This window comes from Corynebacterium sp. LaCa_23 (genome assembly GCF_058182375.1).
Window position 1 is genome coordinate 692,185 of record NZ_CP190825.1, and the last position, 23,925, is coordinate 716,109.

General features: G+C 59.3%; 23 protein-coding genes and 1 other RNA gene. 15 read left to right on the top strand and 9 right to left on the bottom strand.

Going from position 1 to position 23,925, the window contains the following annotated elements; genetic code table 11:
* Positions 1–38 precede the first annotated feature (38 nt).
* The 3 genes from ACP8IT_RS03465 to ACP8IT_RS03475 are packed head-to-tail and all read right to left on the bottom strand — an operon-like array spanning position 39 to position 3,003.
* Positions 39–869, bottom strand: coding sequence for an ABC transporter ATP-binding protein (locus tag ACP8IT_RS03465; protein WP_490290408.1), 831 nt, complete (start codon positions 867–869; stop codon positions 39–41).
* Positions 866–1,978: a FecCD family ABC transporter permease gene (locus tag ACP8IT_RS03470; protein WP_490290409.1), complete on the bottom strand. Its 1,113-nt coding sequence runs from the start codon at positions 1,976–1,978 to the stop codon at positions 866–868. Before ACP8IT_RS03470 ends, ACP8IT_RS03465 begins: the two co-directional genes overlap by 4 nt.
* On the bottom strand, positions 1,978–3,003 hold the full coding sequence (locus tag ACP8IT_RS03475; RefSeq protein ID WP_490290410.1) for a FecCD family ABC transporter permease: 1,026 nt from the start codon (positions 3,001–3,003) through the stop codon (positions 1,978–1,980). The genes ACP8IT_RS03470 and ACP8IT_RS03475 overlap by 1 nt, the downstream gene beginning before the upstream one ends.
* Positions 3,004–3,633: 630 nt before the next feature.
* On the opposite strand from ACP8IT_RS03475, the gene ACP8IT_RS03480 reads away from it, so the two are divergent.
* From ACP8IT_RS03480 to ACP8IT_RS03490, 3 genes are all read left to right on the top strand, one after another.
* Positions 3,634–4,650 carry an iron-siderophore ABC transporter substrate-binding protein gene (locus ACP8IT_RS03480; protein ID WP_490290411.1) on the top strand — a complete coding sequence of 339 codons (1,017 nt, stop codon included), beginning with the start codon at positions 3,634–3,636 and terminating at the stop codon, positions 4,648–4,650.
* Between the two features lie 339 nt (positions 4,651–4,989).
* Positions 4,990–5,973, top strand: coding sequence for an ABC transporter substrate-binding protein (locus ACP8IT_RS03485; RefSeq protein ID WP_490290412.1), 984 nt, complete (start codon positions 4,990–4,992; stop codon positions 5,971–5,973).
* A gap of 347 nt (positions 5,974–6,320) precedes the next feature.
* Positions 6,321–8,177 (top strand): siderophore-interacting protein, encoded by a 1,857-nt coding sequence (locus tag ACP8IT_RS03490; protein WP_490290414.1) that lies wholly within the window; start codon positions 6,321–6,323, stop codon positions 8,175–8,177.
* 40 nt (positions 8,178–8,217) lie between these two features.
* Here the strand turns inward: ACP8IT_RS03490 and ACP8IT_RS03495 are convergent, their stop codons facing one another.
* Both ACP8IT_RS03495 and ACP8IT_RS03500 read right to left on the bottom strand, forming a co-directional pair.
* Positions 8,218–9,579: a DHA2 family efflux MFS transporter permease subunit gene (locus ACP8IT_RS03495; protein ID WP_490290415.1), complete on the bottom strand. Its 1,362-nt coding sequence runs from the start codon at positions 9,577–9,579 to the stop codon at positions 8,218–8,220.
* Positions 9,580–9,659: 80 nt separating this feature from the next.
* Positions 9,660–10,103, bottom strand: coding sequence for a MarR family winged helix-turn-helix transcriptional regulator (locus ACP8IT_RS03500; protein WP_490290416.1), 444 nt, complete (start codon positions 10,101–10,103; stop codon positions 9,660–9,662).
* 317 nt (positions 10,104–10,420) lie between these two features.
* Between ACP8IT_RS03500 and ACP8IT_RS03505 the strand changes: the two genes are divergently transcribed.
* Entirely contained in the window at positions 10,421–11,053 is a 633-nt protein-coding gene (locus ACP8IT_RS03505; protein ID WP_490290418.1) for a kinesin, read from the top strand.
* A 65-nt stretch (positions 11,054–11,118) separates the two neighbouring features.
* On the opposite strand, the gene ACP8IT_RS03510 is transcribed toward ACP8IT_RS03505, so the two are convergent.
* Complete coding sequence (locus tag ACP8IT_RS03510; protein WP_490290588.1) at positions 11,119–11,559, bottom strand: DUF1990 family protein; 441 nt, start codon at positions 11,557–11,559, stop codon at positions 11,119–11,121.
* A 209-nt stretch (positions 11,560–11,768) separates the two neighbouring features.
* On the opposite strand from ACP8IT_RS03510, the gene ACP8IT_RS03515 reads away from it, so the two are divergent.
* The 4 genes from ACP8IT_RS03515 to ACP8IT_RS03530 all read left to right on the top strand — a co-directional run bounded on the left by ACP8IT_RS03515 (position 11,769) and on the right by ACP8IT_RS03530 (position 15,594).
* A complete protein-coding gene (locus ACP8IT_RS03515; protein ID WP_490290419.1) occupies positions 11,769–12,860 on the top strand; it encodes a S1 family peptidase in 1,092 nt (363 codons plus the stop codon).
* 239 nt (positions 12,861–13,099) lie between these two features.
* A complete protein-coding gene (locus ACP8IT_RS03520) occupies positions 13,100–13,396 on the top strand; it encodes a FeoA family protein (RefSeq protein WP_005281834.1) in 297 nt (98 codons plus the stop codon).
* 3 nt (positions 13,397–13,399) lie between these two features.
* Positions 13,400–15,337: a ferrous iron transport protein B gene (gene feoB / locus ACP8IT_RS03525; RefSeq protein ID WP_490290421.1), complete on the top strand. Its 1,938-nt coding sequence runs from the start codon at positions 13,400–13,402 to the stop codon at positions 15,335–15,337.
* Entirely contained in the window at positions 15,334–15,594 is a 261-nt protein-coding gene (locus ACP8IT_RS03530; RefSeq protein WP_490290422.1) for a MarR family transcriptional regulator, read from the top strand. The genes feoB and ACP8IT_RS03530 overlap by 4 nt, the downstream gene beginning before the upstream one ends.
* Here the strand turns inward: ACP8IT_RS03530 and hisN are convergent.
* Together hisN and ACP8IT_RS03540 are read right to left on the bottom strand one after the other, a co-directional pair.
* A complete protein-coding gene (gene hisN, locus ACP8IT_RS03535; RefSeq protein ID WP_023016942.1) occupies positions 15,591–16,373 on the bottom strand; it encodes a histidinol-phosphatase in 783 nt (260 codons plus the stop codon). The two genes, ACP8IT_RS03530 and hisN, sit on opposite strands and share 4 nt — an antisense overlap.
* On the bottom strand, positions 16,366–17,202 hold the full coding sequence (locus tag ACP8IT_RS03540) for an inositol monophosphatase family protein (protein WP_490290423.1): 837 nt from the start codon (positions 17,200–17,202) through the stop codon (positions 16,366–16,368). Before ACP8IT_RS03540 ends, hisN begins: the two co-directional genes overlap by 8 nt.
* Positions 17,203–17,262: 60 nt before the next feature.
* Here ACP8IT_RS03540 and prfB point away from each other — a divergent pair, with 60 nt between their 5' ends.
* A complete protein-coding gene (gene prfB, locus ACP8IT_RS03545; protein ID WP_005277601.1) occupies positions 17,263–18,366 on the top strand; it encodes a peptide chain release factor 2 in 1,104 nt (367 codons plus the stop codon).
* Positions 18,367–18,387: 21 nt separating this feature from the next.
* Here prfB and ACP8IT_RS03550 read toward each other — a convergent pair whose 3' ends face one another.
* Positions 18,388–20,010 carry an AbgT family transporter gene (locus ACP8IT_RS03550; protein WP_490290424.1) on the bottom strand — a complete coding sequence of 541 codons (1,623 nt, stop codon included), beginning with the start codon at positions 20,008–20,010 and terminating at the stop codon, positions 18,388–18,390.
* 120 nt (positions 20,011–20,130) lie between these two features.
* Here ACP8IT_RS03550 and ftsE point away from each other — a divergent pair, with 120 nt between their 5' ends.
* The 6 genes from ftsE (at position 20,131) to ACP8IT_RS03580 (ending at position 23,925) form a co-directional block, all read left to right on the top strand.
* Positions 20,131–20,829: a cell division ATP-binding protein FtsE gene (gene ftsE, locus ACP8IT_RS03555; RefSeq protein WP_023016944.1), complete on the top strand. Its 699-nt coding sequence runs from the start codon at positions 20,131–20,133 to the stop codon at positions 20,827–20,829.
* Complete coding sequence (ftsX, locus tag ACP8IT_RS03560; RefSeq protein WP_490290425.1) at positions 20,826–21,728, top strand: permease-like cell division protein FtsX; 903 nt, start codon at positions 20,826–20,828, stop codon at positions 21,726–21,728. Before ftsE ends, ftsX begins: the two co-directional genes overlap by 4 nt.
* Before the next feature lie 44 nt (positions 21,729–21,772).
* A complete protein-coding gene (gene smpB / locus ACP8IT_RS03565) occupies positions 21,773–22,276 on the top strand; it encodes an SsrA-binding protein SmpB (RefSeq protein ID WP_023030286.1) in 504 nt (167 codons plus the stop codon).
* Positions 22,269–22,634 (top strand): DUF488 domain-containing protein, encoded by a 366-nt coding sequence (locus ACP8IT_RS03570; RefSeq protein ID WP_490290426.1) that lies wholly within the window; start codon positions 22,269–22,271, stop codon positions 22,632–22,634. The genes smpB and ACP8IT_RS03570 overlap by 8 nt, the downstream gene beginning before the upstream one ends.
* 66 nt (positions 22,635–22,700) lie before the next feature.
* Positions 22,701–23,083, top strand: a transfer-messenger RNA (tmRNA) gene (gene ssrA / locus ACP8IT_RS03575).
* Positions 23,084–23,157: 74 nt separating this feature from the next.
* Complete coding sequence (locus tag ACP8IT_RS03580; protein WP_490290427.1) at positions 23,158–23,925, top strand: amidohydrolase family protein; 768 nt, start codon at positions 23,158–23,160, stop codon at positions 23,923–23,925.

The following is a 23,925-nucleotide window of genomic DNA, read 5'->3' on the forward strand; positions in this document are numbered from 1 at the left end:
GCCACCCTAGTGGGTGGGCTTAACCCTTGGGCGTAGACCTAAGCCGGTTTCCTGAGTGGAACGATGAGTGGATCTCCAGTCTCCGGATCCTCAATGACCCGCGCCCGCAGATCAAAAGCCTCCTGCAGGAGCTCTGCGGTGATGACCTCTGCGGGTGTACCGGAAGCAATGACCTGGCCGTCTTTCATAACCACGAGATAATCGGAGTAGCGCACCGCCAGGTTGAGATCGTGTAGCACCATTACCACCGTTCTGCCTAGTTCCTGGCGCAGGCTATCGACTAGTTCGAGGATGTCCACGGAGGTCGCGAGATCAAGGTACGTCGTCGGCTCGTCTAGGAAGAGGATGTCGGTGTTTTGCGCCAGCACCATGGAGATCCATACGCGCTGGCGCTGGCCGCCGGAAAGCTCATCCAACGTGCGGCTGGCAAGATCCGCAGAACCGGTTTGCTTTAGGGCCTCGAATATTGCGTCTTCGTCCGTGGAGGACCACTGGCGGAACCACGCCTGATGTGGGTGCCGCCCGCGGGCCACCAGATCGGAGACCAATAGCCCTTCAGGTGCCACGGGTGATTGGGGCAGGACTCCCAGTATGCGGGCGACGTCCTTGCGCTTCATTTCAGAGATGTTTTGTCCATCCACACTTACGTGCCCTGTACCGAGGTCGAGCAGTCCTGACATGGCGCGCAGCAAGGTCGATTTACCGCAGCCGTTCGGCCCCACGATGGTGGTGATCTTTCCGGCCGGGAACGTGGCGCTGAGATCGCGGATAATGGTGCGCTGTCCGTAGCCCACCGTGACCGAGGAAGCGACGACGCCACCGGCGGTATTTGGTCGGTCTGCGCTTGGCTGGGGAATGGGGGAGGTCATGCGTCTGTGCTCCTAGTGCGTTGAACGAGTAGGTAGATGAGGAAGATGCCGCCGAGCGCGGAGGTGACAATACCCACCGGAAGTTCCACCGGCAGAACCGCTTGGGTGACGATGTCCGCGCCGAGCAGCAGTACTGCGCCGGTAAGCGCCGACGCCGCAAGCGGGGGACTGGGTACGCCACACAACCGAAGGGCCACCTGGGGCGCTACGAAGGCGATGAAGCCGATGGGCCCGGCAGCGGAGACCGCTACCGCAGCTAGGGCTACGGCCAATGCCAGCATCGCTACCTGCACGGCGTTGACGCGCTGGCCCAGCGCCCGGGCGAGATCGGGGCCCAGAGTGGTGGCCAGTGCTTGGTAGGCGATCCAGGCCAGCAAGGGGGCGCAGACAAGCACAAGGGCGACCATGGGAATGGTGGTGCTCCACTCCGACTTGGCCAGGGATCCTGTGAGCCAGAACTGTGCCTGGCTTGCATCCCGCAGCTCCGCGCGGACCATGAGGAAATTGATGTAGGAACTCAGCAGCGCGGTAATAATGATGCCCACGAGGACGAGACGGTAGGAATCGGCTTGGCGTCGCCAAGCCAGCGCCCAAATCATCGTGGCGCTCAGGATCGCGCCCAGCAACGCGGCCAGAGGAATGCCGATTCCGGCGAGCCAACCGGCGAACCCACCGCCACTGCCGAGGACGATGACCGTGACGGCCATGGCCGAGGCTCCCGTGGTGATGCCGAGGATATCGGGGCTGGCCAGCGCGTTGCGGGTGACTGTTTGAGTGAGCGCACCGGACAGCCCCAGCGCGCAGCCGACCGCGATGGCCGTGGCCACTCGAGGCATGCGCCACTCCAGGACCACGAGCCTTTCCACGCGGCTTCCTTCCCCTTGGAAGATCACCTCAAGTACCCGGGGAACGGAAATAGGGTAGTCACCCAGCCCGATGGAAAGCGCGCCCAAAAAGACGATGAGCGCCGCGGCGATGATGCATACCAGCACCACCCGCGGGCGCCAGAGGAAGGAGATGGGGCCAGCCCGGAATGGTACCCCGCCCGGCATCTGCCACGAAGTTCTTTGTTTATCCTGTACGGCCTGCGCGGCCTTGTTTCGTCGCATCACAGCGTCATCACCTTCTTCCGGTAGATCAAGGCGATGAAGAACGGTGCACCAACGAAGGCCAAAACGATGCCCACTTGGAGCTCGCCGGGGCGGGCGATGAGGCGGCCTACCACGTCCGCACACAGCAATAGCGCCGCGCCGGCAAGTGCTGAGTACGGCAAAATCCACTTATAATCTGGGCCGGTAAGTGCCCGGACGATATGGGGCACTACCAGGCCAATGAAGCCCAGCGGGCCCGCGGCAGCCGTGGCCGCGCCAGCCAACAAGGCGATGATCCCCATGCCGGCCAGCCTTGCGGCCGCGGTATTGATGCCGAGTCCTGCGGCCACGTCGTCGCCTAAGTTCAAGATGTTTAACTGAGGGCCGGTGGCAAACGCCAGGATCAGTCCCACCACTATGAACGGCAGGATCCCTAGTGCGATGTTCATATCCCGGCCGGCGAGGGAGCCGACGGTCCAAAAGCGCATCCGGTCTAGGTTATTCTCATTGGTGAGTACGAAGGCGCTGGTGATGGCGCTTAAGACCGCTGACAATGCGGCGCCGCCCAGCACTAAGGTCAAGGGATCGACGGCTGCCTTGCCTGCGGAGGCGAGGCCGAAGACCAGTGCCGTGGCAGCGATAGCGCCGAGGAAGGCTACCACCGCGGTGGCCCACGGGGCGGTGATGCCAAATAGCGCGAAGCTGACCACAACGCTGAGCGCCGCGCCGGAGCTAACGCCCAGGATTCCCGGATCCGCCAGGGGATTGCGGGTGTGGCCTTGGATGAGAGCACCGGCTACTCCCAGTGCCGCCCCCACGATGATGGCCAGGATGGTGCGCGGCAGCCGCAGCTCAGCTACCACGCGTTGGTTGGTGGAAACTTCGTCCTGGCCACCGCGTGCGGCCGGGAGTTCCCGCAGCGCAGTCCACACATCCTCCGCAGGAATGGAACGGGCGCCATACAGCAAACTGCAGATAGTGCCAACGAGGACCAGCAGGAGCAGCGCCCCTAGACCCAGGAGGCGGGTAGTGCGCACACTCATGGCGTGGCCTCCAATCGCTGCTTCCGCTTGCCGATGCCCCCACGCCCAGCCAATAGTGCCCAGCGAGCACCGGTGCTGCGGAGTGACGCCACGGAAAGTACTGGCTCACAGGTTGCGATGGGATTCCCTAAGTCGCGGGGTGGAGAAAGGTACCTAGCTACTCCCGCTGGGCGGGGAGGGGAGCTTCGCCCGAGGCGTGGCTCAGGCTGTTGCTGGGTGTGATTGTCAATCATGGACAAGCATATTACCGTTTTCATGTAAGGTAAGCCTTCATTTAATTAAAAGACTGTAAAAGTGAAGGGCTGCAAGTCATCGCAACTGGCCCTAGGCGCCCACTATTTAGGTGAAACTCTATGCGGCACCTTTTGTAGTGCCTGTCTCAAAGTTGAGTGTGCTGCATGTGCATCGCATAGGCGGTAGCTGGAAATCTTTAGTGACCAGCGTAACATTGATTATTTAGGCAAGCCTAAGTTATCTTTTTATCGTGCGAGAATATGTCATTGTCTCCAACGATTGGGGAACTTGGTTGCCCCCCCATTTGGGTATAACCAACCAAATATTCTGAACTTTCCCATTTGTGAACGGGCTAGGCCTTGCGCTGAGATCCGTCACCAGTAATAACGGAGAAAAATGACACTCAAGAAAATTCTTGTCGGTACTGCTACTGTGCTGGCTCTGGGCACCGCGGTGACGGCGTGTTCGACTGATGACCAGTCCGAAAACTCTGCAGACTCCCAGGCGGTCAACGCCGAGCAAGGCGCATTCCCCACCACCATCGAGCATCGCTATGGTTCCACCGAAATCAAGGAAGCCCCACAGCGTGTGGTCTCCCTAGGCTATACGGATCAGGACGCGCTGCTGGCGCTCGGAATCACACCGGTTTCTGTGAAGTATTGGGATAGCATGACCCCGGATGGGCAGGCTGCGGGCAACTGGTCTAACGACAAGATCGAGGGAGATACCCCTCGAATCGACAAAGACACAGAGGTCAATGCGGAAGCTATCGCTAAGGACAAGCCAGATCTCATCGTTGCTGTGTACTCGGATATTGATGAAAATACATACAAGAAACTCTCCGATATCGCCCCTGTCGTCGTGCAAAAGGGTGAATATAAAGAGCTGCAGCAACCGTGGGACGTGACTACGGAAGAGATTGGGCAAGCCGTAGGAAAGCCTAAAGAAGCAAAGCGTCAGGTGGAGCAGGTTAAAGCGAAGTTTGCATACCTAAAGGACCGTCACCCAGAGTGGGCCGAGAAGGAACTCGGTGTGGCCACCGTCTCTGCCGACAGCCTGGCCGTGTTTGCTGAAGAAGATCCGCGCAGCCGCTTCTTTACCGAGCTGGGGTTCAAGATCAACCCCGCCTACGCGGCAATCACCAAGGATAAATTCTACGGCGAGGTCTCCAAGGAAAACGCTGACCAGGTTGATTCTGACGTACTGGTGTGGGATCAGTTGTCCTACGCTCCGACGCAGGACAAGGCATCTGTTACTGAGGATCCAATCGTGAGCAAGCTACCCGCCGTTAAGGACGGGCACAGTGTCTACTTGGAAGGTGACCTAGAAAAGGCCTTCGGATGGCAGACCGTGCTGAGCTTGGACTACCTGTTGGATAAGATCGAGCAGCCGTTGGCGGACGCCACGAAGTAATAGGAGTCAATCGCTGAACCGCTCCCGCATGAATGTGAGGGGGCGGTTTTCGCTGTGTGGGAAGCCGGTCGCACCGCCGATCCGCTGCCCGGAAGTGCATCGTCAAGCAGCATTTTCTTTGGCCCCCGCACTTTTATAGCTAGGGGAATGGGTCTTGTGCAGGTGTGGGCTTAGGGGTCCTGTAAATAGGAAATATCTATAGGGAAATAGTTTAACAAATCTATTGCAACGTGGCCTAGGTAACGCTAACCTAACTTAAAAGTTGCCTTCGGGTCTACCGGACAATCCGATGAAAAGAGCTGAAAGGCAACCTCAGGAAACCGACTTTAAGGAAAAGGGATGTCAGTAAAAAGGGGCGCGCGTTCATTTATCGCTGCCGCTATCTGTGCCGGATTGGTTCTGTCAGGCTGCTCGTCGAACGATTCAACCGATGAAGCGGCAACAACCTCCGAAGTTGCAGAGGACGTGACCATTGAGCACGCACGCGGCACGGATACGTATCCGGTCAATCCGCAAAATGTGGTTGCCGTGGGGCCGGCCGTTGATAACCTGCTGGAACTTGGAATTAAACCAGCAGCCGTCGTGCAGAATGCAAAAGACAAGAACTCGCCCTGGCGCGAGGGCAAGCTTGATGGCGTCAAGGTGATCGATCAGACAGACTTCAAGACTCTGCCCCAGGAACAGATTGCGGCAATCGAGCCCGACTTCATCGTTGGTGATTACTGGACAATTTCTGAGGCTAATTACAAGGAATTGTCTGCAATCGCACCGACTCTCGGCGGAATCTCCGATAAGGGTGAGGGAATTGGCTGGGAATCTCAGCTAGAAGCTTTGGGCAAGATCTTCAATAAGGAATCCGAAGCGAAGAAAGCCATTGAAGAGGATCAGAAGCGTTTCTCCGACGTGAAGGAGAAACTGCCTAACCTCTCCGGTAAAACCGGCATTGTTTCCCAGTTCGCCCAAGGCTCCTTTGGCGCCGTTGCTGACCCTGAGGATCCGGGTGCCTCCTTCATCTACGATTTGGGCATGAAGTTCCCGGACAAGCTGACGGACGGATCCGTGCCAGTTGATAAGGGTCGCGTCACGCTTTCTCCGGAAAATGTTTCCTACCTGGCCGCTGATTTCATGGTTATTTATAACCGCACCGGCTCAATCGAAGAGGTTGAAAATATTCCGGGATACAAAGAGCTGCCACAGGTGAAATCCGATGCGACTCTCGCTGGCGATGAAGCGGTCGTCGCCGGACTCAACAACCCGACGAGCTTGAGCCGAGCTTGGGTGCTGGATAAGACGATGCCGACGCTGGAAAAAGTTGGAAAGTAGTCAAGGTCCGCACAACCCTGATACCTGCTAGAAGGGGTTCACTCCGTTGCAGCAGGTAGTCATGAACGCCTTCCGATTTATCGGAAGGCGTTCTCTTCAATGGACTGTACCCAAGGTAGTGGTGCGTCCGTTCTTACCTTTCCAACACCGAAACCTGGCCTCACGCTTCCCGCATATTCGCTCATCGGCACAGCACGATGACTGTATTAAAGGTGAGTAGGTGAGCCGGAAAATGCTTGGCGCTGGGAGAGGCGTTCAAGGCGTCAGCACAACTTAATAAGACAATTTAGGCCATCGAATAAAGTGAAATAAAAGCCATCAAAACCGAGAGGGGAATGGTCTCAAAAATGCCAAGGAACAGCCGGAGCAGGGAAATTTATCCAATTTCTTACCGGGAATTGTATGTGGAAAATATCGAAGATATATCGCCAGCCATGCGGCGAATTACGCTCAGCGGGGAGCAACTCCGAGACCACGATCGCGATGGTATTTCCGTTCCTTCGCTGATAAGCCATGGTTTTGACGACGACGTTCGGCTCATCTTCCCGGATCCGGAAACGGGGGAGCGGCCGCACCCAATAGCGCAAAATGATGGCAACTTATTGTGGCCAGAAGCCGTTAAAAACCTATTCCGCACATACACGGTTCGCCACTTTGACGCTGTACGCGGGCGATTAGCCATAGATTTCGCGCGACATGGTCAGGGCTTGGCCGAAAACTGGTCCCAGAACGCCCGAATCGGTGACGCCATTTTTGTGGCAGGCCCGAAGTCGTGTGCACAGTTACCTACGCATACCGATTGGCTTTTCTTGGCCGGAGACGAGACGGCGCTCCCAGCAATCGGCCGCTGCCTGGAATCGCTCCCGGCTGGGCATGATGCGATTGCGGTGGTAGAGGTTCCGACGAGCGCTGATATTCAAGATTTAGACATTCCAGATTCAGTACAGATCCACTGGGCAGTACGTGACCAGGGTGAGGACTTCGTAGAAAAGTCACGTGCGCTTTTTGAGGGGACTTCTCGGTCGGCATTGCCAGGTGGCGAAGCATACGCATGGGCGGCGGGGGAGGCCTCCCGGCTGAGACCGATGCGGCGTTTGTTTAAGGCTTCCGGAATTTCCCCTGAGCATCGGGAAATCACAGGCTACTGGCGGCGTACCAGCCAAAGCGACGCTAAAGAAAGCGCATCGAGCAGCAGCAATAGTGTTTTGCACAATATCCATGATCTGGCTGAGCTGAATTCAGCCTTTGCGCTCCGCACTGCCGTGCGTTTAGGGCTCTTCCAAGAAATCGATGCGGGTGCGAACACGGTCCCTGCTCTTGCTGCTGCGACAGAACTGCACGAGGATGCGCTACGGAGGTTTATCCGTTACCTGGCGGCTCTTCAACTCGTCGAAGTACACGAGCGTACCCTCGCATTGACCGCAATGGGCATGGAACTGGCGGATCCAGATTCAAATGTGGTGCGTTGGTTAAGCGGGCCTGCGCACCTTGAGGCGATGGCGCTGATGCGCCTTGAGGACAGCCTTCGCACCGGTGGGCCAGCGCTTCAAGGCGAAAAGGGATTGCCGTGGTCAGAATATCTTGGCCAAGACCCGCACCTGGCAGCCGAACGCTTTGAGCAAAAGAATGTGAGTGCTGGGTGGACTGCTCCTTCCGCGGCAAAGGAACTGCAGCAGTACCTGGATGACACCGCTCGCGTTCTCATCATTGGCCAGGGAGGTGCAGTATATGCGGATGAAATTCTCCGCCGATGCGAACATGCTGAGTGCCGGATTATCACCGATGCGTCCTCGGAAGCGGTGCTACGGGAAATCGCAGGAGCTTCTCGTGAACGATGCGAAACGAGTGGTGACGGAAGCGGCTTTAATCCCACCGAAGCAGACTATGCGTGGGCAACTGACGTTATTTTCATCGATCCCTGGAGCGTCTTTGGTAGCGAGGCGGTGGCCGCCGAATTAGGCCGCACCACTCACGGGGATAAGTCCCGCCGGGCTTATATCCTTACCGAGGTCCTCGAGGAAGCCGGCGGCGATGAGCATTCCTATGAAGAGGACTTGGTAAGGCTTTCCATGTTCGGCGCCAAGGTGCCGACTCAGGACGATGTCAGCGCTGCTACAACTGATAGCTCCGCTCTTATTTCTTCTGCTACGGCTGTTGGCTGGGGCAAACACCTTTTCGTCCTGGAGGCAGGAGCGGTTTCCTAAAGAGGAACCTCGGTAGGACAAATGCCTCGAGCTTAACCTTTTATTTCCGGACCACGGTCCCGGACGGGAGCCGGGTGGCCGTGGCTGCCATAAGCGTGGTGAACACGGTGAAGTAGGCAAAGGTTGTCCAGCCGATCCCATGGGTGAGGGTCATCAGCACCGTGCAGACGGATACGCCTAGTGCGCTGCCAAGTTGGGTCGCTATGTGGCCCGCAGCGCTGGCATGGACGACTTCATCTTTGGTTAAGCCGTGGTAGGTCGCGGACATCGTGAGCACCGTAAGGGCTCCGATGCCGCCGCCGCGCACAAATAGCGCGCAGCCTTGAAGGATGAGCCAGCCTGCCGCCTGGCCGGTGAGAAAAGCGAAAGGTAGCGTTCCGATAATAGTGGCGACAATGCACATGTAGACGGTCTTCCGCGTACCCCATCGGGCGATGAATTTTTTCGATGCCGAGCGGCTGAAATAGGCGCCCACGCTTTGTAGGGCCAGCAGAAGTCCCGCATGCAGTGCGGTGTAGGCGTAGTTGCTCTGATAGTGCAGCGGAATGAGGAACAGCCCGCCATAAAATACGGTGCTTGCAATGGCCAGCGTTGCCCACGCTGAGGAAAAGGAGGCGTGGGTAAATAGGCGGATATCGATAAGCGGCGATGGCACCCGGAGCGCATGCAGGACAAAGTATCCAATCAGCCCCGCGCCGGCGGCGAGGAGAATTATGCTTGTCCAAGAGTTCATGTGCCCGATGGTGGTAAAGCCATAGACCGCTGTGAGCAAACCCGGGGCGAGCAAGAGGTATCCCGTGCGGTCCAGCTGGGCTGCAGGGTCTGCTGGGGTCCGTTCTAGATAGTGCACGGCAAGGGCGATTGCGGCGATGCCGATGGGAACGTTGATGAGGAAGATGGCGCGCCAGCCGATGGCATCGACAAGCATCCCGCCCAGTAATGGGGCAACTGCGGGCGCAATGACCGCCGGTAGGCCGATTGCGGTGATGGCGCGTGTGGCCTGGTCCTTCCCGGCGTTGGTGACAATGAGGGTCTGCATCACCGCCACCGAGAAGCCCGCCGCGAATCCCTGCAGGACGCGGAAGGCGATGAGCATGTCTATATGCGTCGACACCGCACACAGGATTGAAGCGACGGTGAAGATTGCGAGCGCGGCAATCCAGAGATTTTTGGCGCCGAAGCGGCGCGTTGCCCAGCTGCTGAGCGGAATGGCCATAGTAGAGGCCAACCCGTAGCTGGTGATGACCCATTGGGCGAGAACTATCGGTGCGTTGAACGCCTCGCTGATGGAATGAATGGCGACGTTAACGATGCTGATATCTAGCAGCGGCAAAATTGAGCCGAAGACAAGGGCGATGACGACCCGCCTAGTCTGGGGGTCGAGTTTTTCTTCTTCCTGCATGAGGGGTTCCCTTCGAAGTGTGTGCGCGTGTGCACATGGCGTAGTGAAGTGTGGTCATGGTGGAGATAGTGATGGAGGTATTAGGAGGCGAATGGTCCGTCGTGGGTGAGTGCGGTGAGCATTTCGGCGAATTGTTGTTGCGCGGATTCCGGCCAGCGGGCGAGGAATTCTTCCAATTGTTGGGTCAGGCGCGAGCGCATCACGGCGACGTTGTCTTCTCCCAGTGGGGTCAGCGACAGCTGTATCCACCGCGCATCGCGGGGATCGGTAGTGCGATCGATGAGTCCGGCCTTTTCTAGGACCGAGGCGTGGCGGGATACTACCGAGCGATCTAGGCCGATGACGGTGGCGAGCTCTTTCGGAGTGGAGGGTCCACAGCGGTCTAGGCCGCTGAGCACCAAATATGTGGATTCGTTGACTTCTTCACCGAGCCCCTCGGTGAGATGGGTATACATACGTCGACGGAGGCTGCGCTGGGAAAGTAGTCCCAGTGCGTCGGCGACTTGTTTGCTTGGAGTGTCCATGCCAGAAGAATACATGCATAGTGCACGCGTGTCTAGTACACGCGTGTGTAATGCACGTCAATTTTGCCGACTGATGGCGGTGGAAGGGCAGAAAGTGTCCAAAATGACCGCGTTTGTCCATTTTTCGGGTCGATTTTTGGTGAAACGCGGTTGTTTTGGACAACGTGGCGCTCCCCCGAGCCTGTTTCTGCTGGGCCGGCGTCTCAAACGTGCGAAAAGCGATGCTGATTCTTCCATTCTCGGTTCCCGTGCACGCACCTTAACTTTCTGGAACGCTAGGATAGGAGAAAATAGATCTAGTTAAGGAGTACAAAGCAATGGCTAAAGAAACTGCACGCGCCCTTGGACACGAAGTAGACGTGGATCGCGAGAAATTTACCTACCTGGCATCGACTGATGCCGAGGGCAACAAGATTGAATCCGGCAAGGCTGCGAAAGCCGGGGCTGCGGGAGCTGAGACTGCTGGAGCCGCGGCTGGCGGAGCTGCTGCTGCCAGCGCCGCCGCCACGGCAAACGCAGATGAGCAAAATGATGCTGCGGCGCAGAGCGATTACGAGCCGAAGAACCACGTGGTTACCGGCGCTGAGGAAGAGCACGTTGCTGCTGCGTCCGAGCAACCAGACCTGCAGGAAAAGCTGGATGAGGACAACGCGGATTATGAGCCCTCACAGCACGTGGTGGGCGAGGCCGAAGAGGAACACATCGCTGCCGCACCGGAGCAGCCGGCAGAGGATGCAGCAGATGATGAGCGCGATGACTTTGATGACCTGAAGGACAAGGTCACCGAGGCCGGCAACGTCGTTGAAGAAGCCATCAACCGCGCCAAGGACTTCGTGGAAGACAAGGCGCAGGAATACCAGGAGGGATCCGGTAAGAAGGGCGGTTTCTTTGACCGCGTGAAAGACGTTGTGCGCGAGGCTCGCGATAACCTCGATGAAAAGCGCAAGTAGTTAACCGCGCCTAGGCCGCTGACTTTCTCCCGTAGGGGAGGGGCAGCGGCCTTTGTGTTGCCACGCTAGTCCAGCGCGTGCAGGTAGAACCGGCGGATGAGCAGGCGGCGGGGGATATCGACAAGCGGGCGCAAGAAGGGCAGGAAGGGCTCGGAGGCGGCATCGATAAGCAGCAGCGTCCGCCCATCGCGCAGGCGCTCTAGGGTGAAGGTTTCCTCGCCGCGCTCGAGGTGGCCGGGCAAGGTGCCGTAGGTAAAGCCGCAGCGCCCATCGTCGGAGAAAGCCTCGACCACGCGGCAGCGGAAATCAAACGGGCCAAGGCCCATGGTGACCTCGGCGCCTTCTTGGACGACCGGGTGGCTGGGGCGCACGCGGAAGAGGCCGCTGCGCTGGATGCCCCAGCGAAAGAGCCGTTGGGCCGCGGTATCGAAATCGGCGTCGATGACCCGGCTCATGTGCAGCTGTGGGAATCCGGCGGTATCGGCATAGGAAAGCGGCTCTGGCATCTTAAGCACCGGCGCTTTTCCGTGGGGACATCATGGGGTAAAGAATAGGGCATCGAAAAGTTTTGGGGACGGATTAATTGCGGGATCACCCCCGAAACCTGAAAGAACGGTAACGGCTTGGAAACAGTCACAGGACTTAGCTGCTTTCACACGCGATCCATGTCAGGATTTAGCTAGCACGATCTTGACAACTGAAAGAAGGTAGTTTGATGCTTCGCATTCCGCACCTAAAGAAAGTCCTGGTGGGCTCGGCTTTCGCTGGTGCGTTTTTCTTGGGTTCCCCGGCAGCAGGAGCCCAAGAATTGCCCCAACCGGATATTGACTCGGCAGGGTTTATCAACCACGTGCGCGAGGGCCTCGCGGGCTTTGGTGTTGAGACCCCAGAGGTGGATAAGCAGGTCACCGATACCGTGGATTCCGCGCTGCAAAACGCCCGCGACACGGTGGCAAGTAACGTCCAGCAGGGGGCTCAGTATGCGGAGCCGGCCACCAACCCGAACCCCTTCGGGCTGCTGGAACAAGCCACCCAGGTAGAGCAAAAGCCCTTGGGCAATAACCCCAACTACCAGTGGAAAAATGATGGCTTTTCCAAGGTAGCTGCGGGAAAGCCTGACGCGGACTTTGTCCTGCACCGCGTGCCGGGTTCCCTTTTCGATGCCCCGCGCATCCCCGAAGAATCCGATGCCGCCATGAATCAGGGCAAGTCCCTGTATGGCCCCGGCACCCCTATCTACGTCAATGGTGAGACCATGTGCACCTTGAGCGTTGCCGGCAATGACGCCGCCGGCCGCAAGGTGGGCCTGACCGCGGGACACTGCGGTAATGAGGGCGATGCGATTACCTCGGCCGATTCTGAGCACATCGGCCCGACGGGCACCATCGTGTCCAAGAACGCTGCATTGGATTATTCCGTGATCGAATTCGGCTCCAACGCTGAGGTCACCCGCACCTACAACGGGGTTACCGTTAACTCCCTAGGCGGGACCGTCAACCCGGGTGAGACCGTGTGCAAGCAAGGCGTTGCCACCGGCAAAACCTGCGGTATGACCTATCAGCAGGCGCAAAGCGTCCAGGTCAACCAGGTCTGCGCCATGATGGGCGATTCCGGCGCGCCGCTGCTTGCCGGTGACCGCCTCATCGGTTCAATCTCCGGCGGCTTCCTGCCGGTGAACTTCCCGTGCCGCACCCCGCTGCAGGGCGCGGTTCACAACCCCACCGCCGCTACCAATATGGATACCGTGTTGGCGGATATGAACCGCCGCGGTGGCGTTGGCGCAGGGTTCAAGCTCCCCGAAGCATAACCGCGAAGCAGGTAGCGCCCCATTCGGCATCGAAAGCCGGACGGGGCGCTTTTTTGTGCGCAATTTCTATAGCCATATAACGCGCATCCGCCCCGCCAAAGTGGGGGAAAGCGAAGGCTATCCTTGTTCGCGGACAGCGGCCTAAACTAAACTGAGACTTACCTATTGGCCACTTAGGGTTAGTCAATATCTGCTGTGAATGTCCCCCTTCTACAGCTAAGTTTGAACCGAGGTTCCCCATGCACAACCCTTTTTCCTCATCCCATCCCACCCCACCAGAATCTGGGTCCATGCGCGCGGATCAGGCACCCACCGATGCCGTGGTAGAACTGTCCGCTGAGTGCCTGCACAACGCGATCGAGACCCAACCGGCGCTGGCCGTGCGGCTGCGCGAGCTGGGCTTTCGGCCCGGCACCCGCGTGCAGATCGGCCGCACCGTCGCAGGTGGCGCGCGCGTGGTGAGCGTGGGCACGGCTCGCTATGCGGTGGATGCGCACACGCTGCGCCAACTCGAAGTCATTCCAGTGGAGGCATAAGCCATGGCACATAACTCCACGGCCCCAGCAAGCTGCCACAGCACCTCCACCATGCGGATAGCGGCGGAAGGCACGCCCGTCCTGGCACTGGTGGGCGCGCCGAATTCCGGAAAATCCACACTCTTTAACGCATTGACCGGCGCGAAGGTCCAGACCGGCAACTGGCCGGGCACCTCGGTCGAGGTCAGCCGCGGGCTCTGGAATGCGCAGCCAGAGGCCTTCGACATCATCGACCTGCCCGGCGCCTATTCCCTAGACCCCATGAGCCCCGATGAGGCCTTTACTAAGCAGATGCTCATTGACTGCCCCGCAGACGAGCGCCCCGATGTCGTCGTGGTCCTCGTGGACGCAACGGCCCCGGCCCGCGGGCTCAACTTGGCGCTGCAAATCGCCGCCGAGCCATACCGCGTCGTCCTCGGCGTGACCAAGGAGGATATGGCCGAGCAGCAGGGCATTAGCATCGATACTGACGCGCTCTCCCGCGCTACCGGCATGCCAGTGGTCAGCGTCAATGGTCGGCGCCGGCGCAACCTCGACGGGTTGGAAAGCGCCGTGGCGCAGGCCATGCGCGCCGAGCCAATCATCATTCGCGAGGATTCTGGCCTGGATCAGCGCTTCGCGGATCTCGATGCCGCCGAAAAGGCCGCGGTCCACCGCGTGGAGGTGGGTGAGACCCTCACCCAGCGCGTCGACCGCGTGGTGCTGCACCCGGTGGTGGGCCCGCTGCTCTTCCTCGCGGTGATGTGGGCGGTCTTCTTCATCACCACCACGGTGGCAGGGCCCATGCAGGACGGCCTCGAAGACCTTGTCACCGGTCCGGTTTCAGATGCGGCCCGCGCCGGGTTAGAAGCCATTGGCCTCGACCATTGGCTGATTACGGGCTTGCTTATCGATGGCCTTATTGGCGGCGTCGGCATGGTCCTGACCTTCGCCCCGCTGCTGGCGCTGATGTTCTTGTGCCTCGCGGTGCTGGAGGATTCCGGCTACATGGCGCGCGCCGCGGTGGTCACCGATAGGGTCATGCGTTCGATTGGTCTGCCTGGCAAGGCCTTTATCCCCATCGTGGTGGGCTATGGCTGCAACGTGCCAGCGATTTCGGCCACACGCGTGCTTGGCGATGTCCGCCACCGCATCCTTACCTGCCTGCTCATCCCGTTTACCTCGTGCTCGGCGCGCCTTATCGTCTTTATGATGCTGGCGCAGGTCTTTTTCCCAGATCACGCCGGATCGGCCGTCTTTGGCATGTATGTCTTATCCATCGCCTTGGTGGTCGCCGTGGGCCTGGCGCTGCGCAAAACGGTCTGGCGCGCCATGCCGTCCGAGGCGCTCGTTATTGACCTGCCGTCGTATCAGCTGCCCACGTTCAAGCTATCGCTTTCGGTCATGTGGGTGCGCCTGAAGGGGTTCTTACACACCGCAGGCGGCATCATCGTGGCCACGGTGGTGGTCATTTGGCTGCTCATGTCCATCCCGGTTACCGGTGGACATTCCTTTGACGAGGAAGCCGTCCCGTCGGAGGACTCGGCCTATGGCGCGGTTTCGAAGGCAATATCCCCGGCGTTTGCGCCGACTGGCTTCGATTCGTGGTCCCTGACCGGCCCGCTGGTAACAGGTTTGGTGGCGAAGGAAACGCTGATTTCCACCTGGGCGCAGACCTACGCCGTCGATGATGTCACGGAAGCCGATCCTGAAGAACAAGCCGAGTCTTCGCTTGCCAATCACATCCGCAGCGACTTCGACGCCGCCTCCGGCGGGCACGGCCTGGCCGCGGTGTGGGCGTATATGGTCTTCCTCTTGGCCTATACGCCGTGCGTGGCCACGGTGGCCGCGCAGCGGCGCGAAATCGGCTGGAAGTGGACTCTCATCGGCTTTGCGCTCCAGCTTGTCACGGCGTGGGTCTTGGCCGTCGGCGTCTTCCAAGTGCTGAGGTTATTCCTATGAGCCCTACAGACAAGGTAAAAGAAGCGATCCGCGGCGGTCACTCCACCCCCGCGGACATCGCCCGCGCGACCGGACTGGGGCAGGGGACCGTGGAGGTCATCCTCGCCCACCTGGAGCACAGCGCGCAGCTCGTGCGTGAATCGCTGTCCTCGTGCCCCACGGGCGGCTGCGGAAATTGCTCGCACAGCGATGGTTGCTCCGGCGCCGAGGCCGGGCGCCGCGAACCGGTCTTATTGAAGCTTTCGGCCCACCCTTAATCCTGCAGCATCTGCAGCGCGGCCTTGTGCAGGCGGCCATTGGAGGCAATGGCCGATCCGCCGTGCGGCCCAGGATTGCCGGACAGATCCGTAAACGTACCGCCGGCCTCGGTCACGAGCAGGGACGGGGCGGCGAGATCCCAGAGGGAAACCTCCGGCTCGGTGGCGATATCGACGGCGCCTTCTGCCACGAGGCAGTAGGACCAGAAATCGCCATAGCCGCGCAGGCGCCACGTCTTATCCGTCAAGTTGAGGAACTTATCGCGCAACCCGCGCTCGGACCAGCCGGTCAGCGAGCTCATGGCCAGGGAGGCATGCCCAAGTTTCTCGATCTGAGAGACGTGCAGGCGCTTCGGCTCGCCACCAAAGACGCGGTAGGCACCGGCGCCCTTCGCCGCGTACCAGCGCCGGCGCAGGGCAGGGGCGGAGACCACGGAGACGACCGGTTCGCCGTCCTCGAGCAAGGAAATAAGCGTAGCCCACACGGGCACACCGCGCACGAAGTTCTTCGTGCCATCGATGGGATCGATGACCCACTGGCGGCCCTCGTAGCAGGCCTGGCCGCCAAACTCTTCGCCTAAAACCTCATCGCGCGGGCGGGAGCGCTTCAGCGAATCGCGAATGTGCTTCTCGCAGTTGAGATCCGCATCCGAAACCGGGGTCAGGTCCGGCTTTTCCTTGACGGATAGGTCGGTGGCCTCGAAGCGGTGCATCGTGACTACATCGGCGTGACCGGCCAACTCGAGCGCGAGACCTAAGTCTTCTTTGAATTTACCCACGGAGCCATTCCTCCATTTGTTGAACTACCTGTTTATTTCCGGCCAAGCACCACTCGACGCCACCGGCTTCTACCTTGCGGGCGGCACCACCAGCGGCCTCAATGAGAGCTTTGCCAGGGAACCAATCCCAATCCGCTACCGAATGCTGCATCCATGCGCCCCACGTGCTTTCTGCCACGGAGGCCAAGTCCACCGAACCGGCACCAAGCATACGGACTGTAGCAAAGTTTTCGGTCACCCGCTGCCACGCGGCACGAATTTCCGGATCCGCCATCGACGTTGGGTGCAGGTAGGACGAGAGAGAGATTTCTTCTGCCGGCTTATCCTGCAGCTTGGCAACGTCCCTGCCATCGAGCGAGGTGGGGTAGTCGCGCCCGCCAAACCAGGTATAGCCCATGGCGGGGCGATGGACGGCGCCGAGGGCGACCCCGGAGGCATCGGTAAGCGCGAGCGCCGAGCACCAATAATCCGAGCCGGAAGTGAAATTGTAGGTACCATCCACCGGATCGATGACCCAGTTGCGCCCGGACTGGGACTCGCGGGCGGTGCCTTCCTCGCCCACCAAGCCGTCCTCGGGGCGCACGGCCTCTAGCACGCCAGCGATAAAGCGCTCGGCGGCGCGGTCCGCATCCGTAACCACATCAGAAATAGAGGTTTTCTGCTCAACCGAGACTCCCATCTCGCGCAAGCGCCAAGCCAAGCGTCCGGCGTTATACACAAGCGCCTGCGCCAAATGGGCATCCCCATCGTCTGCATGCGCGACAATAAACGTTTTGATGACCGCATCGATCATCTCCTGCAAGCTTGGCTTTTGATCCATGCACACCATTGTCACCCTAAATCCAACCAATGGCTAATTCTGTGGGGGAGGTGGGTAAGATTGGGCCCTATGCGTCCCGAAGTAATTACACGGCTCAAGCAATTGGACACCACCCTGACCACCATTGAAAAGGTCATGGATCCGGAAGCCTTGGCTGCGCGCATTCGGGAATTGGAAGCCCAAGCTGGGGATCCCTCGCTGTGGGATGATCCTGAGCACGCACAGAAGGTCACCTCTGAGTTATCTAGCGCGCAAGCAAAGGTCCGCAAATTGGAGTCATTGCGCGGGCGCTTAGATGATATGCCGGTGATGTACGAGCTCGCGGAGGAAGAAGGTACCGTCTCCGTTGCCGATGAAGACCTTGCTGAGCTGGAAAGCGCCATCGAATCCCTCGAGGTAACAACCATGCTCTCCGGGGAATATGACCCGCGCGAGGCCGTGATCAATATCCGGTCGGGTGCCGGCGGGGTAGACGCGGCCGATTGGGCGGAGATGCTCATGCGCATGTACACCCGCTGGGCCGGAAAGCACGACCACAAGGTGGATATTTACGATATTTCCTATGCTGAGGAAGCCGGTATTAAATCCGCCACTTTCGTGGTGCACGGGGAATACATGTACGGCCAGCTATCCGTGGAACAGGGCGCGCACCGCCTCGTGCGCCTTTCGCCCTTTGATAACCAGGGCCGGCGCCAAACCTCCTTTGCAGAGGTTGAGGTCCTTCCCGTGGTGGAGCAAACGGACCACATCGACGTGCCAGATAACGAGGTGCGTGTGGACGTGTACCGTTCCTCTGGCCCCGGTGGACAGTCCGTTAACACCACCGATTCCGCGGTGCGCCTGACCCATATCCCCACCGGCATCGTGGTTACCTGCCAGAACGAGAAATCACAGATCCAAAATAAGGCCTCTGCCATGCGGGTTTTGCAGGCGAAGCTCTTGGAGCGCAAGCGCCAGGAGGAGCGGGCGGAGCTCGATGCGCTCGGCGCCGGCGGCAATGCCTCTTGGGGCAACCAGATGCGCTCTTATGTTTTGCACCCGTACCAAATGGTCAAGGATCTGCGCACCAATTTTGAAATGGGCGATCCCTCCAAGGTGCTCGATGGGGACATCGATGGTTTCTTGGAAGCCGGCATCCGGTGGCGGATGCAACAAGAGCGCGGCGAGGATTAACCTCAACCGCGCCCTGCAGGATTAAGCCGGGTAGTGCATCGGTGCGCCCGGTCCAAGTGGGATACCCAGCAGGTACCACACGATAAAGAAGATAAACCAGCCGACGATCATGGCGATGGAATACGGCAGCGCCAGCGACATCAGCGTGCCAACGCCCGCCGGCTTGTAGTAGCGCTGCAGGAAGGTCAGTGCCAAGGCGAAGTACGGCGACATCGGGGTGATGATATTTGTCGGCGAGTCACCGATACGGAAGAGCATCTGGGAAACCTCCGGGGAGATGCCCACGTACATCATCATCGGGACGATCACCGGCGCCATCAGCGCCCACTGCGCGGAACCTGAGGTAATGAACAGGTTGAGGACTGCCACCATGGCCACGAGCGCGGCGAACATCAAGATGGGCGGCAGCGACCATGCCTGCAGCAGCTCAGAGCCCTTAATGGCGGTCCACACACCGAGGTTGGACCACTGGAACCACGCCAAGAATTGGGCGACGGCGAAGAAGAGCACCAGCATGGGAACCAAGGTCTTAATGCCTTTAGCCATAAAGTCTGGCACGTCAGAGGCGGACTTCAGCGTGCCGGCGTAGATGCCGTAGACGATGCCGCAGACCAAAAAGGCCAGGGCAATGGGAACCGCAATCGCGCTAATTAGCGGCGATTCCATGAAGCTATCTTCCTGGCTAGCGAGCGGAGAGCCCGGGATAAAGAGCAGGGCGAAGAAACCCGCGAGGAAGATGAGTAGCGCGATGCCAGAGGCGGTCAAGCCCTTTTGCTCCTCCGGCTTTACCCGCAGCTCGTCTTCTTCTTCCTCGAAATCAACGTCGCTTTCTTCCTCGTCCGCCTCGTTATCAGCGGCGCCGGCGGCCTGGGAGAAGGAGACTTCCTCGTAATTGATCTTGTCGTGGTTGACCAGGTCGCGGGCCTTTTTCACCATGAACCATTCCGTGACGGCGGTGATGATAAGAGACAGCACGATGGCGGATGGGATGACGAAGAAGATATTGGCCAGCGGGCTGACCTCATAAGCCTCATCCACAAACTGTGCGGCAGGAGTGGAAATACCGGCCAGCAGGAGGTCAGTGATGTTGAGGATCAGCGAGGCGTTGAAGCCCGCCGAGGATGCCGCAAAGGCCACCATGGCACCCACGATGGGGGAGCGGCCGACCGAGTGGAAGGCCATCGCGCCCAGCGGGATGAGGATGACATAAATGGCATCCGAAGCCACGGAACCGGTCACGCCGGCCAGGGCGACGATGAAGGTAAGGAACTTCGGGCTGACCTTGGTCACCATGGCACGCACGAGCGCGGACAAGAGCCCAGACTGCTCGGCCACGGCCACACCCAGCATGACGGCAAGGATGACGCCCAACGGCGGGAAGCTCGTGAAGTTTTCCACCGCGTCCGTGACCATGCGCGAGATATTCTCGGTGGTCAGGAGGGATTCAACCTCGATGGTATCGCCGGATTTAGGATCCTCGGCGCTCATGCCAATCAGATGGCCAATCCAAGAGGTAATGGCGACGATTATCGCGAGGATGACGAAGAGCCAGAAAGGATCGGGGAGTTTATTGCCAATCTTTTCTACGGTGCCTAAAAAGCCGCTTGCTTTCTCCGGTTTTTCTTTGGTTTTAGTCTCGGCCATAGTAGCGGCACTTTCTGTCGATCGGGTCGGGCATCATTGCGTACCAGATTTTGTGTTCTAGACTACACTACTAAATAGCGTTCACAGGTCACTGTCAACTTTGGTTGCTACAGTGGCGGGGTGATTACTTTCAATAACGTGACTAAGGTGTATTCCGCCCAGTCCCGCCCCGCGCTCGATGGGGTGTCTTTTGAAATTGCGGACGGTGAGTTTGCCTTCCTCATCGGCCCTTCGGGGTCCGGAAAGTCCACTTTTCTTGAGCTCATGGTGCGCTATAGCAATGTGACCTCGGGCGATATTTACTTCGGTGACTTCCACGTCAATGAGTTGAAGGGCAAGGATATTAACGCCCTGCGCCAATCCATTGGCTACGTATTCCAAGATTTTCGGCTGCTTCCCAAGCTGAACGTGTACCAGAATGTGGCGTTTGCCCTGGAGGTCATCGGCAAGAGCAAGCACCGCATCTCCACCGCGGTGCCGCAGGTGCTGGAGATGGTGGGGCTGGAAAACCGCCACCATGCGATGCCGCACGAGCTTTCCGGCGGTGAGCAGCAGCGCGTTGCTATCGCCCGCGCCCTGGTCAATCGGCCGAAGCTGCTGCTTGCCGATGAACCCACGGGCAACCTCGATCCCGCCACCGCCGACGGGATCATGGACTTGCTGTTGCGCATCAACAAGCGTGGCACCACCGTAGTGATGTCCACGCACAATTCCCGCGCCGTGGATAAGGCGAAGAGGCGCGTGCTGGAATTGCGCGATGGCACGCTCGTTCGCGATGAACACAACGCCGCCTATTCGGCGCAGGAGGAGCAGGCATGAACCTAGGATTCATCTTCCGCGAGGCCACCAAGGGCTTGGGCCGCAACCTGACGATGACCATCGCGATGCTCATTACCACAGCCATTTCTGTCGGCGCCGTGGTTGCCGGCATCATGGTCACCAACCTCACCAAGGATACGAAGGATATCTACTTGGACCGCGTCGAGGTCATGGTGCAGCTCAACGAGGATATTTCCGCCACGGATCCAAACTGCTCCACTCCCGCCTGTGCGGATTTAAAGGACCAGCTGGAATCCGATAGTTCCGTGGAATCCGTGGAATTTCGCAACCGGGAGGCTTCCTACGAGCGCTTCCGTGAGCTCTTCCAAGACACGGATCCGGTGATGGTGGAACAAACCTCGCCGGACGCGCTGCCCGCCGCGTTGCACGTGCGCCTCGTGGACCCGGAAGAGGCCTCCGCCATCGATGCCGTGCGGGATAACCCGGCGGTAGAAGAGGTCGTGGACCAGCAAGAACAGGTGCGCGAAGCGGCAAGCAACCTCGATTCCATCCGCACCGCCACCTTCATCGTGGCCATCGTGATGTCCATTGCGGCCATCTTCTTGGTGGCGAATATGGTGCAAATCGCCGCCTTCCACCGCACCCGCGAGACCGAAATCATGCGCATGGTAGGCGCCTCGCGCTGGATGACGCAGGCGCAGTTCGTGGTAGAAGCCGTGCTCGCTTCCCTTATCGGAGTGGTCTTGGGCGGCGCCGGGCTGCTCGTGGCGAAATCCCAAGTGATCGATCCTTCCCTGCAGGGCTTGTATGAATCGCAGCTGCTGGCGCCGATGAAGTCCAGTGATCTGTGGGTAGCGCTGCCGCTAGTGGGGCTGCTCGCCTTGGCGGTTACCGCTGCCACCGCGCAGATTACCCTGCGTTCTTATGTCCGCCGCTAAGCCGTTTGCCGGGTGCGGTAAACGAGCAGTACACTGAGGCAATTATGGCTAAAAAGGGCAAGAAGAATAAGAAGGCGGCTTCCGGGGACGCCATGCTTGCGACCAACCGCCGGGCCCGGCACGACTATAAGATCCTCGAAGAATTCGAGTGCGGCATCGTCTTGCTCGGCACGGAGATCAAATCCCTCCGGGAAGGCAAGATCTCGCTTAATGATGCCTTCGCCACCATTGATAATGGCGAGGTGTACTTGCGTAACTTGCACATTCCGGAGTATTCGATGGGGTCCTGGACCAACCACAGCCCGCGGCGCACCCGCAAGCTGTTGCTGCACCGCCGGGAGATAGACAAGCTCTACGGTCAGGTGCGCAACGGCAATAAAACCTTGGTGCCGCTCAAGGTGTACCTCAAAAATGGGTACGCGAAGTTGTCGCTGGCGCTCGCGCAGGGTAAGCAGGATTATGACAAGCGCGAAGACATCAAGCGGCGCGACCAGAACCGCGAAATCACCCGCGAGCTCGGCCGCCGCGTGAAGGGGATTAATGCTTAAGACGGTAAAGGTTCACGACGCAGTCAAGGGCGAAGACTCCATTACCGGGACGGGCGTATTGGTAGACCGCCTGTGGCCGCGGGGCATCGCCAAGGCGGACCTGGACTATGACGAATGGTTTAAGGACGTGGCGCCCAGCCCCGAGCTGCGCAAGTGGTGGAGCCATGACGAGGATTCTTTCCAAGAGTTTTCGCGCCGCTACCGCGCCGACCTCGATGACCGCGAGTCCGAGGAACTCACCCGGCTGCTTTCCTTGGCAAAGGAGGGGGACCTCACCCTGCTCTTTGGCGCTGCCGACCGCGAGATTAACCACGCGGTGGTCTTAAAAGACTGGTTGGAAGAGCACTTGGAGAAATAAAAGCGTCTGCGGTAGTGTTAGAACAACCGTAGGGAATGATGCACTATCCCGTCCCTACAGTGCTATGGGGTTGATTTGGTTTCGACTTCGTACACTGCGCCAGGGGAAGCGTGCCGGTGAAGGCTATCGACCACCGTTTAAGCGTCGTAGCAAACAAATAAACGCAGAGAAGAACTCTCAGCGTGACTACGCCCTCGCTGCCTAATTACAGCGACGCGTGTCTGTCAGCCTAGGTTTCGTTCCTGACCTAGAACCTGGCATCGACTAAGGAACTTGCCGTCTGGCTGTGTCATCAGGGCCAGATGGGACTCTTACTGGTGACTGGGCCCATCATCCGGTACGAGTTCGCCCGAACCGGAGGGCCGAGCAGAGATCATGTGCGAACTGCGCACGGAGAAGCCCTGGCAAGGTGACGAAGGACCCGGGTTCAAGTCCCGGCAACTCCACCGAGAGTCCCAGCTAGATTCAGTTCTAGCTGGGGCTTTTCTCATAAGGTTCACCGCGCGCGGCTAGGGTGGTGGCCATGCAGCGAGTATTCGATTCCCACCTCCACATCATCGATTTTTCCCACCCCATCCAGGAGAATCAGGGTTATACGCCGCCGGAATTTTTGGTTCCGGCCTATGACGTATGGCGCGAGAAGCTGCGCGGTGAGGGTTTTGATATCACCGCCGGCGCGGTCGTCTCCGGTTCCTTTCAGGGCTTTGACCAGGGGTATCTGGCAGACGCGCTAGGGGAGTTGGATAACGTCGTAGGCGTGACACAGCTGCCTGCCGATGTCCCCGATGCCGAAATCCGCCGCCTCGAAGGCCTAGGCGTGCGGGCGGTGCGCTTTAACTTCCGGCGCGGTGGCAGCGCAGCGCGCGAGGACTTGGAGGAGTTGGCGTGGCGGGTCTATGACCTGGCTGGCTGGCACGTGGAGCTTTATGTCGACGCGGCTACGCTGGGTGATTTGGCGCCGGTGCTGAAGAAGCTGCCGACCGTGAGCATCGACCACCTGGGCCTGAGTGCGCAGGGGGTAGATGGCCTCTTGGAGCTTGTCGATGCCGGGGTAAAGGTCAAGGCCACCGGATTCGGGCGAGTGGACCTCGATCCGGGGGAGGTGGTGCGCCGCATTGTTGACGTCGATCCAACCGCGCTCATGGCGGGTACCGATCTGCCCTCACAGCGGGCGAGCCGGGTGTTTTCGGTCGACGATTTCCGGACCATTGGGGAGGCCGCGGGGGTGCATGCCGATGCCGTTTTCTTCGCAAATGCAGCGCGTTTCTACGGTCGGGACGATGCTCTTTAG

Coding starts and splice junctions, on each gene's coding strand:
- ACP8IT_RS03515 (WP_490290419.1), top strand. CDS start 11,769: ATGCTTCGCATTCCGCACCTAAAGAAAGTCCTGGTGGGCTCGGCTTTC.
- ACP8IT_RS03520 (WP_005281834.1), top strand. CDS start 13,100: ATGCACAACCCTTTTTCCTCATCCCATCCCACCCCACCAGAATCTGGG.
- prfB (WP_005277601.1), top strand. CDS start 17,263: ATGCGTCCCGAAGTAATTACACGGCTCAAGCAATTGGACACCACCCTG.
- ftsX (WP_490290425.1), top strand. CDS start 20,826: ATGAACCTAGGATTCATCTTCCGCGAGGCCACCAAGGGCTTGGGCCGC.
- ACP8IT_RS03475 (WP_490290410.1), bottom strand. CDS start 3,003: ATGAGTGTGCGCACTACCCGCCTCCTGGGTCTAGGGGCGCTGCTCCTG.
- ACP8IT_RS03570 (WP_490290426.1), top strand. CDS start 22,269: ATGCTTAAGACGGTAAAGGTTCACGACGCAGTCAAGGGCGAAGACTCC.
- ACP8IT_RS03510 (WP_490290588.1), bottom strand. CDS start 11,559: ATGCCAGAGCCGCTTTCCTATGCCGATACCGCCGGATTCCCACAGCTG.
- ACP8IT_RS03530 (WP_490290422.1), top strand. CDS start 15,334: ATGAGCCCTACAGACAAGGTAAAAGAAGCGATCCGCGGCGGTCACTCC.
- ACP8IT_RS03480 (WP_490290411.1), top strand. CDS start 3,634: ATGACACTCAAGAAAATTCTTGTCGGTACTGCTACTGTGCTGGCTCTG.
- ACP8IT_RS03580 (WP_490290427.1), top strand. CDS start 23,158: ATGCAGCGAGTATTCGATTCCCACCTCCACATCATCGATTTTTCCCAC.
- ACP8IT_RS03490 (WP_490290414.1), top strand. CDS start 6,321: ATGCCAAGGAACAGCCGGAGCAGGGAAATTTATCCAATTTCTTACCGG.
- ACP8IT_RS03500 (WP_490290416.1), bottom strand. CDS start 10,103: ATGGACACTCCAAGCAAACAAGTCGCCGACGCACTGGGACTACTTTCC.
- ACP8IT_RS03485 (WP_490290412.1), top strand. CDS start 4,990: ATGTCAGTAAAAAGGGGCGCGCGTTCATTTATCGCTGCCGCTATCTGT.
- ACP8IT_RS03495 (WP_490290415.1), bottom strand. CDS start 9,579: ATGCAGGAAGAAGAAAAACTCGACCCCCAGACTAGGCGGGTCGTCATC.
- ACP8IT_RS03540 (WP_490290423.1), bottom strand. CDS start 17,202: ATGGTGTGCATGGATCAAAAGCCAAGCTTGCAGGAGATGATCGATGCG.
- smpB (WP_023030286.1), top strand. CDS start 21,773: ATGGCTAAAAAGGGCAAGAAGAATAAGAAGGCGGCTTCCGGGGACGCC.
- ACP8IT_RS03470 (WP_490290409.1), bottom strand. CDS start 1,978: ATGCGACGAAACAAGGCCGCGCAGGCCGTACAGGATAAACAAAGAACT.
- ACP8IT_RS03465 (WP_490290408.1), bottom strand. CDS start 869: ATGACCTCCCCCATTCCCCAGCCAAGCGCAGACCGACCAAATACCGCC.
- ACP8IT_RS03505 (WP_490290418.1), top strand. CDS start 10,421: ATGGCTAAAGAAACTGCACGCGCCCTTGGACACGAAGTAGACGTGGAT.
- feoB (WP_490290421.1), top strand. CDS start 13,400: ATGGCACATAACTCCACGGCCCCAGCAAGCTGCCACAGCACCTCCACC.
- ACP8IT_RS03550 (WP_490290424.1), bottom strand. CDS start 20,010: ATGGCCGAGACTAAAACCAAAGAAAAACCGGAGAAAGCAAGCGGCTTT.